10 protein-coding genes are annotated in these 11,124 nt (G+C 69.4%); 3 read left to right on the forward strand and 7 right to left on the reverse strand.

Annotated features, from left to right (window positions below):
* Nucleotides 1-213: 213 nt before the first annotated feature.
* Nucleotides 214-957: a peroxide stress protein YaaA gene (yaaA, locus tag ACFXI3_RS45915; protein ID WP_378408446.1), complete on the reverse strand. Its 744-nt coding sequence runs from the start codon at nucleotides 955-957 to the stop codon at nucleotides 214-216.
* 66 nt (nucleotides 958-1,023) lie between these two features.
* Between yaaA and ACFXI3_RS45920 the strand changes: the two genes are divergently transcribed.
* Nucleotides 1,024-1,989 (forward strand): GNAT family N-acetyltransferase, encoded by a 966-nt coding sequence (locus tag ACFXI3_RS45920; RefSeq protein WP_378408448.1) that lies wholly within the window; start codon nucleotides 1,024-1,026, stop codon nucleotides 1,987-1,989.
* A 304-nt stretch (nucleotides 1,990-2,293) separates the two neighbouring features.
* Here ACFXI3_RS45920 and ACFXI3_RS45925 read toward each other — a convergent pair whose 3' ends face one another.
* The gene (locus ACFXI3_RS45925; protein ID WP_354750391.1) at nucleotides 2,294-2,650 is read right to left on the reverse strand and encodes a VOC family protein; all 357 of its coding nucleotides are present in this window, start codon (nucleotides 2,648-2,650) and stop codon (nucleotides 2,294-2,296) included.
* A 124-nt stretch (nucleotides 2,651-2,774) separates the two neighbouring features.
* Between ACFXI3_RS45925 and ACFXI3_RS45930 the strand changes: the two genes are divergently transcribed.
* Together ACFXI3_RS45930 and ACFXI3_RS45935 are read left to right on the forward strand one after the other, a co-directional pair.
* A complete protein-coding gene (locus ACFXI3_RS45930; RefSeq protein WP_378408450.1) occupies nucleotides 2,775-4,523 on the forward strand; it encodes a proline--tRNA ligase in 1,749 nt (582 codons plus the stop codon).
* Nucleotides 4,524-4,528: 5 nt separating this feature from the next.
* Nucleotides 4,529-5,530 carry a hypothetical protein gene (locus ACFXI3_RS45935; protein WP_378408452.1) on the forward strand — a complete coding sequence of 334 codons (1,002 nt, stop codon included), beginning with the start codon at nucleotides 4,529-4,531 and terminating at the stop codon, nucleotides 5,528-5,530.
* Here the strand turns inward: ACFXI3_RS45935 and ACFXI3_RS45940 are convergent.
* The 5 genes from ACFXI3_RS45940 to ACFXI3_RS45960 form a co-directional block, all read right to left on the reverse strand.
* Nucleotides 5,470-7,641 (reverse strand): DUF2156 domain-containing protein, encoded by a 2,172-nt coding sequence (locus tag ACFXI3_RS45940; RefSeq protein WP_344286098.1) that lies wholly within the window; start codon nucleotides 7,639-7,641, stop codon nucleotides 5,470-5,472. The genes ACFXI3_RS45935 and ACFXI3_RS45940 overlap by 61 nt on opposite strands.
* A 233-nt stretch (nucleotides 7,642-7,874) precedes the next feature.
* The gene (locus ACFXI3_RS45945; RefSeq protein ID WP_344286116.1) at nucleotides 7,875-8,576 is read right to left on the reverse strand and encodes a haloacid dehalogenase-like hydrolase; all 702 of its coding nucleotides are present in this window, start codon (nucleotides 8,574-8,576) and stop codon (nucleotides 7,875-7,877) included.
* A gap of 30 nt (nucleotides 8,577-8,606) precedes the next feature.
* Nucleotides 8,607-9,017, reverse strand: a complete 411-nt coding sequence (locus tag ACFXI3_RS45950; RefSeq protein ID WP_378408454.1) for a YjbQ family protein — start codon at nucleotides 9,015-9,017, stop codon at nucleotides 8,607-8,609.
* A gap of 16 nt (nucleotides 9,018-9,033) precedes the next feature.
* Entirely contained in the window at nucleotides 9,034-9,678 is a 645-nt protein-coding gene (locus ACFXI3_RS45955; RefSeq protein ID WP_237598574.1) for a response regulator transcription factor, read from the reverse strand.
* A 24-nt stretch (nucleotides 9,679-9,702) separates the two neighbouring features.
* Complete coding sequence (locus tag ACFXI3_RS45960) at nucleotides 9,703-11,004, reverse strand: sensor histidine kinase (RefSeq protein WP_378408456.1); 1,302 nt, start codon at nucleotides 11,002-11,004, stop codon at nucleotides 9,703-9,705.
* Nucleotides 11,005-11,124: the final 120 nt, after the last annotated feature.

Consider the following 11,124-nt stretch of genomic DNA (forward strand, 5'->3'; position numbering starts at 1 on the left):
GCAGCGTCAGATGTGTATAAGAGACAGGTGCTTGTCAAGGCGGGAAAGATGCCTTGACAAGCACCTCCAGACCGCAGGGAGGCTTCGTATCGGGGTGCGGGGGAGGGGCTGGGTGCCTCGATAGCGGGTGCACCGGTGCGGGGGTGGGGCTGGGTGCCTCGATAGTTGGGTGCAGCGGTGGCGGTTGGGTGGGGCGGGGGCGCTCGCGGATGGTTAGTCGGTGAGGAGTTCTAGGGCGTGGTCGCCGGTGCGTTCTACGGTTAGGCCTGCTTTGGTGATTTCGCGTACTAAGTGGTCCACAGTGGACGGTTCGCTTCGCGAGGTGGCCAGTACTGCGGCCAGTTTGCCTTTGTAGGCCTTGTTGAAGTGGCTTACCGTGGTGCGGTTGCCCTTGGCGTCTTCGGTGACTACTCGGACGGTTACTGCGTCTGCGCGCAGTTTTGCGAAGGCGGCGTATGTGCCCGAGCGGAGGTCCACGATCAGGCCTTCGACGTCGTGCAGCACTGGTTCCAGGACCGGCTTCCACAGGCCTCGGACGGTGCCTAGTGCGGGCACTGTGTTGCCGCCCGAGAGGCGGTAGGCGGGGATGGGGTCGGTGGCTGCTACGACGCCGAACAGGGAGGACGTGACGGCCAGCCGTTGTTGTGCTTTGGCCAGGCCGGCGCGGGTGAAGCTTTTGACGTCCAGCGCGTCGTAGAGGACGCCGGTGTAGCGGCTCAGCGCGGGCATCGTCGGGGAGGTCCAGAGCTGGGCGTTGCGGGTGACCTCGTCGGCTTGCCGTGCGGAGATGCCCAGTGCGGCGAGGCTCGCGGGGACGTCGGCGGCCAGTTCGACCAGGGCGTCGGCCAGTTTGGCGCGCACCGGGTTCAGTTCGGGGAACGACAGCGCGTCCAGGTCCAGCGGCGCGCCTTTGCCGCCGTCGGCCTTGGTTTCTGAAGGGGGGAGGAGCACCAGCACCCCCGGAGCGTAACCGCCGGGTAATCCAGGTGCGGCGGCCGTGTGCCGCTCCCTACTCTGGCCCGCATGGAACTCACCTGGCGCCCGCTCACGCTGGCCGATGTCGGCGCGGTCGCCCGGCTCTGCACGGTCGCGGAGGAAGCCGACCGCACTGGTGAGCATTGGGACGAGGGCGACGTGCGCCAGGAACTGTCGGGCCCGTCAGTCGATCTGGCCGGGGCGAGCGTCGGTGCTTGGGACGGGGCGCGGCTGGTGAGCTACGCGCTGGTCATCGCCCGCGACGCGGCCGAGCCGGTGCATCAGCCGCACGTCGCGTCGCTGACCGACCCGGAGTACCGGACCGACGAGGTCGCTTCGGTGTTGACGGAGTGGCTTGTGCGGACGGGCCGGAGTGTCCACGCGCGGCATTTCCCGGACTCGAAGCTGGAACTGCACGCCGGCGCGCACGAGAACGAGCATTGGTACCTCTCGCTTCTCGAACGCGGCGGGTTCAAGCAGGAAAGGACCTTCGTCGAGATGCGCGCGGACCTGACCGCGCTGCCCCCTGCTCCGCCGCTCCCGGACGATCTCCCGCTGGTCGCCTGCGAGGAGCGCTACGACGCACTGGCGCTCGACGTGCGCAACGCCGCATTCGCCGATCACTGGGGCAGCACGTGGCTCTCCGCGGACGAGTGGCGACACCGGTTCCGCGGCAACAAGGACTTCCAGCCTGACCTCTCGTTCCTCCTCCTTTCCCCGGACCGCGACCGGGCCGTGGCGTTCGTGATGTCGTCGTTCTACGCGGCGGACGCGGCGGCGACCGGCGTGCGGGAGCTGCACGTCAACTACGTCGGCACCCTGGCGGAGGCCCGCGGGCGAGGACTGGCGTCGGCGCTGCTGGCCCACACTCTCGAAGCCGGCCGCGCGGCAGGCTTCGAGAAATCGTCGCTGTCGGTGGACGTGGACAACACCCATCGCGCGCTCGCGGTCTACGAGCGGTGCGGGTATCGGACGGCTGAGCGGAATTACGGGTACGTTTTGCCGCTCGGCTGACCGTCGGGTGCGGGTCGCCGCGCAGGGTGGCTTCGGCCGGCTAGTGCGTCCGGGCACCCGCACGGTCGCGGGCGTTCGCCGACCGCCGTTGCGGCCCGCGTTCACCATGCGATGCGGAGCCTGTCCGCGACTGGGCGCCGGGGACCGAGCCAACTGACCGCGTCGGCTGCGAGCCGACTGACCGCGTCGGCAGACAGCTGCGTTCGCGGACGGCCGCTCCAGCCGATCGCTGCCCCCCCCGCGCCCGCCGATGGCGACCCCGCTCCAGCCGAGCGCGCCTGGTTCAGCCGCCGTCACCTCATCCTCAATGCGCCCCCTTCGCGGACACGCAAAACACATTCCCCTCCGGATCCTCCAGCACCGTCCACTCCAGCCCGGGCACCTGATGCCGCCCCAGCTCCACCGCGCCCAGGCCCACCAGCCGCCGGACCTCGGCCTCCCGGTCGTCCGCGCCGAAGTCGACGTGCACGCGGTTCTTGCCGCTCCGCGGCTCCGGCACCCGCTGCAACCCCAGCCGAGGCCCGCCCGAAGCAGGACCCTCCAGCATCACGAACTCGCCGTAGTCCGCCGCCACCGCTACGCCCAGCGCCGCCGTCCAGAACTCCGCCAGGCGCTGCGGCTCGGCGCAGTCGACGGTGATCATGCCCATCTCCAAACCCATGCCCGCACGCTAACCGCGACCACCGACAAAAACGGCGCCCGCCGATAACCCGCATGCGTCGCGGCCAGGGTGTTGACTACTCTGTGCGAAACGTCTAAGACCCGCTCAGTGCAGGGAGTTCCCAGTGATCACCAGGATGTCGTCGTTGTTCCTCCGCACGCTGCGCGAGGATCCGGCGGACGCCGAAGTGCCCAGCCACCGGCTGCTGGTGCGCGCCGGCTACGTCCGCCGGGTCGCCCCGGGTGGTTACTCGTGGCTGCCGCTCGGCCTGCGGGTGCTGCGCCGGGTCGAGGAGACCGTGCGCGAGGAGATGAACGCGATCGGCGCGCAGGAGATCCAGTTCCCCGCGCTGCTGCCCCGCGAACCGTACGAGGCCACCAACCGCTGGACCGAGTACGGAGACAACCTCTTCCGCCTCAAGGACCGCAAGGGAGCCGACTACCTCCTCGGCCCGACCCACGAGGAGCTGTTCGCGCTCACCGTGAAGGGGGAGTACAGCTCCTACAAGGACTTCCCGGTCACGCTGTACCAAATCCAGACCAAGTACCGCGACGAGGCGCGCCCCCGCGCGGGCATCCTGCGCGGCCGCGAGTTCGTCATGAAGGACTCCTACTCCTTCGACCTCGACGACGAGGGCCTGGAGAACTCGTACCAGAAGCACCGCGACGCCTACATCAAGCTGTTCGACCGCCTCGGCCTCGAGTACGTCATCGTGGCCGCCACGTCCGGCGCGATGGGCGGCTCGGCGTCCGAGGAGTTCCTCGCGGTCGCGGAGAACGGCGAGGACACCTTCGTCCGCAGCACCGAGTCCGGCTACGCGGCGAACGTCGAAGCCGTGATCACGCCCGCGCCCGCCGCCCGGCCGCTCGAAGGCCTGCCCGAGGCGCAGGTCCACCACACGCCGGACACGCCGACCATCGAGACCCTCGTCGCGTTCTTCAACGCCGCCGGGCTCGGCCGCGAGTTCACCGCGGCGGACACGCTGAAGAACGTCCTGGTCAAGACGCGCCAGCCGGGCGCGAAGGAGTGGGAGCTGCTCGGCATCGGCGTCCCGGGCGACCGCGAGGTGGACTTCAAGCGTCTCGAAGCGGGGCTCGAGCCCGCCGAGGTGGAGCTGCTCGAGGAAGCCGACTTCGCCAAGAACCCGTTCCTGGTCAAGGGTTACATCGGCCCGAAGGGGCTGCAGGAGAACGGCGTCCGCTACCTCGTCGACCCGCGCGTGGTCGAGGGCACGGCCTGGCTGACCGGCGCTGACCAGCGCGACCACCACGTGCTCGACCTGGTCGTCGGCCGCGACTTCACGCCGGACGGCACCATCGAGGCCGCCGAGGTCCGCGAGGGCGACGCGTCGCCGGACGGACAGGGCACGCTCGTCGCCGCGCGCGGCATCGAGATCGGGCACATCTTCCAGCTCGGCCGCAAGTACACCGACGCCTTCGAGGTGGACGCGCTCGGCCCGGACTCCAAGCCGGTCCGGATCACCATGGGCTCCTACGGCGTCGGCGTCTCGCGCCTGGTCGCCGTGCTCGCCGAGCAGAACCACGACGAGCAGGGCCTCGTGTGGCCGCGCGAGGTCTCGCCGTTCGACGTGCACGTGGTCATCGCGGGCAAGGACGAGACGGTGCGCGAGGGAGCGGAGAAGATCGCCGCCGAACTCGACGCCGCCGGTCTCGAAACCATCCTCGACGACCGCAAGGCGACCCCGGGCGTGAAGTTCGCCGACGCGGAGCTGGTCGGCGTCCCGACGATCCTCGTCGTTGGCCGCGGCCTCGCGAACGGCCTGGTCGAGGTCAAGGACCGGCGCACCGGCGAACGCGAGGAGATCGCCGTCGACTCGGTCGTCGACCACCTCGCGAAGCTCGTCCGCGGCTGAAGCCCGTGGGCTGGTTCGGACGCAAACGCCGCGACGACGGCGGGTACCAGGACAACGCCGCGCTGAGCGGCTTCGGCGGGTACCAGCCGTCTGACGCGCCGAAGTTCCCGAGCGCCGGGTACGAGAAAACGGCGCCTCGGCCGTCCGAACCAGCCCCGCGGCCGCAGGGCACTCCGCCTCCTGAAGAGGGCGCGGACCCCCTGCGGCAGACCCTCACCCCGGCACAGCTCCGGAGGTCAACGCCCCGCAAAACCAACCTCCGGCTGGTGAAAGCGGTCCCGATCCTCATCATGATCGGGATCTTCGGCTACAACGTCTTCACCACCAAGAGCCACCACTCCGCCAGCACGGACGACACTCCGCGCGCCCCGTACACCTACCAGCCGGAACCCCGCGTCGTCGTGCCGCCAGTGGTCGCGGGATGGCAGTCAGTGGCGGGCAAAGACGGCAGCTACGCGTACGACGTGCCGCCGTCCTGGGAACCGGCGCCGACCACGCTGCACGGCTGGGACCCGGCCGCCGGATCGCCCGGAATCAACCTGACCACCAGCGCGTTCCTCGGCCAGCACAGCTGCAAGGAAGACGCGGTCGGCCAGATCGGCGGCGCGGGGTTCACCACCGAGAAGACCGGCGACGCCGCTGAGGCTGCCCGCAAAGCGGTAACGGACCTGGGCATCAGCGGCTACACCGGCAAAAGTGCTCCGGCCGCGAAGGTGACGCCTGGTGCGCCGGAGAAGGCCGAAGTCAAGATCGAGAACGAAAGCCGTGAGGGCACGCTCGTGGTCGCCGAGGTGGCCCCGAGCAACGCGCCGTGTCAGCCGCAGAGCGTGCTTGTCGGAGCACTCGCGCTCGGGGCCGGTGACAAGTCGGCCGTGCTGGTCGCGTACTCCGAACAAGGCCGCACGGGTTCCGCGTCCCGGGACGACCTCGTCCGGATTCTGCACAGTTACCGCGGTGTCCCGGCCGCGGACCGGTCCACGACCACGCCGCCGCCGACCACGCGCTGACGCCGCAGCGCCAGCTTCGCGAAGTCCATCAGCCCGGCGTTCGGCAGATACGCGCGGCCCAGCGCGATCCCGATCCGCGGCAGGTCGGCCTCGTCGCGGTAAGCGAGGTACAGCGGCTCGTGCCGCGGCTGGAACTTCGCCTTGAACGCGTGCAGGGAACGGAATCCGTAGTACGGCTCCATCATCGAGCCCAGCGCGTCCAGCATCCGGTCGACCATCTGCCGCGGCGTGCTGTCGTTGCTGCGGACCAGCGGCGCGCCCGAGAGCGACACGAACTTCGCGCCCTCCTCGCGGAACGCCAGGCAGGTCGAGGCGATCAGGAACTCCATCACCGGCCGGAATCCGCCCGCGCGGCGGCGCATCACGTCGAGCGTCCATCCGCCGACCTCGCCGTCGCCGGTGTGCACCGGCAGCCACGACGTCACGCCGTGCACCGTGCCGTCCGCGTCGACCGCGAGACCGACCCGCGTGGCCGGGTCCATCGCCTGGTCCACGCCGCCGAGCGTGAAGCCCATTTCCGGCAGGCCCTTGTCGCAGATCCATTCCTCGGACAGCGCCCGCACCTGTTCGCGGATCGACCACGGCTGTTCGGCCAGTCGCACCAACCGAAACTCGATCCCGTCCTTCTTCGCGCGGTTCAGCGCGGTCCGCACGTCCTGCCAGGCCTTGCCGCGGAATTCGAGGTTTTCCAAGTCCACCAACGTGTCCTCGGCGACCTGGACGTGCTGCCAGCCCAGTTTCGTGGTCTGCGCGACGGTCCCCGCGGTCGCCGAGAAGACGCACGGCACGAGCCCGGTGTTCTCGCACATCGCGGAGAATTCCCGCAGCGTGCGGTCGCTCGTCCCGTCCGGCGCGACCGGGTCGCCGAGCGCCACCGCGACGCCGGCGTGCCGCTGGTACGCCAGGTACGACGTGCCGTCGGAGGCGACGAAGTAGGTGTTCTGCGGCCAGGTCGTCATCCACGAGATGGTGCTGCCGCCGTTGCGGCCCAGCAGAAGCCGCGCGAAGGCGGGGTCCGGTCCGCCGCGGAAGATCTTGCGCCGCCTGCGCCGCGAGGGAACCCGGAAGGCGCGCCTGGCCGAGATCAGCAACACCAGTTCGACTGTCCACAAGAGATTGTCCACGATGAACAGCGGCGGGCTGCTGAGGTCGTAGTCCTCGCGGATCAGCTGCGTGATCGCGACGAGCCCGGCGAGTACCGCCATCTGCGACGCGGCGAGCACGCACAGCGCGATCGCGCACCGCCAGGCGAACCGCGAACCGCGGCGCAGCCCGTTGAGGATCGGCACCGCGACGATGCACAGCGGGAGAAGTTCGTTGCCGGACAACGAGATCGAGTCCGACGAGCCGAACGGGCCGTCGCCGGGGACCAGCCACATCACCACTTCGGCGACGACCAGCAGCACCAATCCGGCGGACGCGAGCAGCCGCCATTCGCGCAGCGACGGCTTGTTGGCGTTGCGTGCGGCAGGTCCGGCGAGCCGCCGGCCCAGCGGCAGCGCGAGAACCAGCGCGAAGAAGTGCACGAGATCGGCGAGCGTGCCGACATAGACGATCGCGACTCCGGCGTACACGCAGAGCCCGGCTCGCAGCCGCAGCCGCCACGGAGTGCGCAGGGTCGCGCTGGTGATGGCGATCGCGGCGAGCGCTCCGCCGGAGAAACCGACGTCGAGCGTGCCGGAGATCCGGTCGGCCCAGGCCCAGCCGGAATTGCGGGAAAGTTCGAGGAATTGCACCGCGACGACGGTCGACACCAGCTGCCCGCCGATGGTCACCGCCATCGCGCGCCGGGTGCCGAGGTGCCATTCGGCGAACCCGGCCATCAGCGCGAAACTTCCCGCCATCGGCAGGTAGAACCACGGGCGCAGGGCGTAGAACGGCCCGGTGAACAGCGTCCACCAGCGGCCGTGCTCCAGCGACGGGAGGCCGTAGGCGTAGTAGTGGAAAGCGTGCTGGTGCTCGGCGGCGTGCCAGAGCGAGCCAGTCGCGACCCCCACGATCATGATCGCGAGCACGACGGTCGTCGTGAACGGAATCCGGTTCCACAGCACCGCTAGCCGTCCGCGTGCCTCTCCGGCCACGAGGCCGGTTCCCCCCTGTGCGATCGTCATGGGGAAAGTTTGGCGCGGCGATCTTAAGCGGTCATCGCCCGTCGGACCTACTTCTCCCCCTAAGGGACTGCTACCCCAGGGGGACCCGACCCTGGTCCCAAGACTGACCTTCGGCGTAGTGCAACGCGCTGATCAGGGAAAACAGGCTGACATTCGGCCAATGAGAGGCGTAGCCGACCCGGAACAGGGGTTGACGGCAAAGCCGCCCGAACGGGTGATCCCGGTCGCTTGCCTCAGGGCAGTCCGAGCACCGCGGCGCGGACCGCGGGCAGATCGGCGAGGTCCGGCAAAACGTGGTGTGCGCCCGCTTCGGCCAGCTGCCCGGCGGAAAACCGGCCCGTGGCAACGCCGATCGCCACCGCGCCGTAGTCGAGCGCCGCGTCGATGTCATTCGGAGTATCTCCGAGAATCACTACGGATTCAGCGGGAAATTCCCTGCCGTGCTTCGTTTCCGCGGCTTTGACGGCGTGCGGGACGAGATCCGCGCGGTGCGGCGAAAGCGAGCCGTAGCCGCCGATCTCCAGATCGAGATGCTCGTCGAGACCGAGCGCGGCGAGTTTGTGCAGCGAAATCTCCGGCAGGTTTCCGGTGACGAGACTTTGCACCACGCCGTCGGTCTTGGCGAGATCGGCGAGCACGGCCGCCGCGCCGTCGAGCGCCCGGCCTTCCTCGGGCAGCGTTTCGCGGGCGCGTTCGACGGCCGCGATCAGCTCCCGCCACATCCGCTGGATGGTGTCCTCGTCCGGTTCGATCCCGTGCAGGCTCAGCACGTCGGCGGTGATCGCGCGTTCGGTCCGGCCGCCGAAATCCGGGTGCGTGCGGAACTCCGCGCCGGTCGCCGCGGCCAGCGCCGAGCCGTACCAGCCGACCCCGAGCCCGGTGTAGTCGACGAGCGTGTGGTCGATGTCCCAGAGCACCAGCCGGTGCGCGCGAATGGCTGTCACGTCCGCGATGCTACGGCGGGATCAGCCGGTGAGGTAGCTGAAGCGGACCCGGCGGACGGGGTTGTCGACGTTGGTGTCCACCAGGCACACCGACTGCCAGGTGCCGAGCAGCAGCATGCCGCCGAGCACCGGCAGGGTCGCGTACGGCGGGAGGAACGCGGGGAGCACGTGGTCGCGGCCGTGTCCGCCGGTGCCGTGCTGGTGGCGCCAGCGGTTGTCGCGGGGGAGCAGGTCGTCGAGCGCGGCGAGGAGGTCGTCGTCGCTGCCCGCGCCGGTTTCCAGCACCGCGAGCCCGGCCGTCGCGTGCGGCACCCACACGTGCAGCAGGCCGTCGGTGGCGTCGGCGTCGCGCAGGAACCTCTCGGCCTCCCGGGTCAGGTTGTGCACGACGGCGGTGTTTCCGGTGTGCACCTCGATCTCGGTGGAGTACATACCGTCAGCGTAGGCGTCAGGAATCGAGATAGCGGAGCACGGCGAGGACGCGCCGGTTGTGCCCGTCCGACGGCGGCAGGCCCAGTTTGCCGAAGATGCTCGTCACGTACTTCTCGACCGAGCCCGCCGACAGGAACGCCTCCGCCGCGATCGCGGAGTTCGACCGGCCTTGCGCCATCAGCCCGAGGATCTCTCGTTCGCGCGGCGTCAGCTCGGCGAGCGGACCGGCCTGGCCGGTGGTCGCGAACAGTTGGCGGACGACTTCCGGATCGAGCACCGTCTCTCCGGCGGCGACGCGTTCCAGCGCGGTGAGGAAGTCCGACACCTCGGCGACGCGGTCCTTCAGCAGGTAGCCGACCGCGCCTGCTTCTCCGGCGAGGAGTTGCTTGGCGTAGTTGGTTTCGACGTACTGCGAGAAGACGAGGATCGCGCAGCCGGGCCGTTCGGCGCGCAGGTCTATTGCCGCGCGCAGGCCTTCGTCGGTGTGCGTCGGCGGCATTCTGATGTCCACAATGGACACGTCAGGCTGGTGCTCGCGGACGGCGGTTCGGAGGTCGTCGGCGTTCTTCACCGCCGCTGCCACCTCGTGGCCGCGCAGGCCCAGGAGTTCGACTAGGCCCTGGCGCAGGATTGCCGAATCTTCCGCGATCACGATCCGCACTGTTTCCCCCTCATTTCCCCGAGTTTAGCGGTGGAGCGGGAGTGTCGCGGTGACTATGGTCGGGCCGCCGTTCGGGCTCGACACGGCGAGCTCGCCGTCGGCGGGGCGGAGTCGTTCCGCGATTCCGGACAGTCCGCCGCCGGGGATGATCGCGGCGCCGCCGGGGCCGTGGTCGACGACGGTTAGCCGGAGGACGTCTTCGCGGTCTTCGACCAGGACTGTGCATCTTCCGGCACCGTGTTTGGACGCGTTGGTCATGAATTCGGCGGCGGCGAAGTAGACGATTGTTTCCAGTGACGGGGGTGGGCGGCGGCTTAGTTCTACTGAGACTGTCGCGGAGAAGTCGGCCGAGCTGGCCAATGTGGACAGTGCGAGGCTCAAGCCCTTGTCGAGCGCCGCGGGGTGGATGCCGCGGGCCAGGTCGCGGAGTTCGACGAGGGCCTGTTTGGCGTTGCTGTGGGCGGTGTCGACCAGGGTGCGGATCTGGTCGAGGTTGACGGTGTCGGCGGCTAGTTCTTCTTTTGCCAGGCCGAGTTTCATCGCCATGGCGACTAGTTGGGCTTGGGCGCCGTCGTGGAGGTCTCGTTCGATGCGGCGGAGCTGTTCTGCTGCTTCGTCTAGGGCGGTGGCTCGGGTTTCTTCGAGGAAGCGGACTCGTTCGCGGAGGCCTGGGTCGGCTACCAGGGTGCGGAGGAGGAGGCGGTCTACTCCGGTGAGGAGGTGCACTACGGCCGGCCAGACGGCTAGGACGGCGATGCCGAGGAGACACCAGCCGAGGGAACCCAGCCAGTTGAAGCTCCCGATGTTGAAGACCGGCAGGCCGTGGCCGGGCCTGGTCTCGAGGAGCCAGGTGAGCGGGTAGGTGAAGGAGGCCAGGCCGAAGAAGCCGAGCGCGCCGGAGCCGATCAGGGCCAGAAGGCCGAAGGGGAGGCGGACCAGGAGGTAGGCGACGGATCGCCAGGCTGTTCGGTCGCCTAGGCGGGCGGTGAGCCAGTTCCAGAGGCCTGGGGCCAGGTCGGTTCTCGGCGGGGGTGGGAGGGGGATTCCCAGGAGTCTGGTGGCCAGGCGGCGGTGGAGGCCGCTGAAGAGTCTTGCGCTGCGGAGGACTCCGGTGAGGATGAGGAGTCCGGCGAGTACTGGGGTTAGGGCTAGGCCGATGGCTGTTCCGGCTAGGAGGAGGACTACTGAGAGTAGGGGGAGGGGGCCGGTGATCGCCAGCCAGGCGGCTTCGCGGAGGGCTTGGCGCGGGGTGGCGGGCCAGAGGCTGCGGAAGGTGGGGTCCGGCGGGTGACCTGGGGTGTGGCTTCGTTTTGGGTGGGTGGTCACGTGGTTGAGTTTGCCGGGTTTTGGGGGTGGGGGGTACGGGGGTGGCCCGTGTGGTTGGGCGGGGGGTGGCCCTACCTCGTCGCCTGGCGGCGACATTGGTCCTTGGTTGCGTGGGGCACC

It is taken from the genome of Amycolatopsis sp. NPDC059235 (genome assembly GCF_042754125.1).
Lineage (GTDB): Bacteria > Actinomycetota > Actinomycetes > Mycobacteriales > Pseudonocardiaceae > Amycolatopsis > Amycolatopsis albidoflava.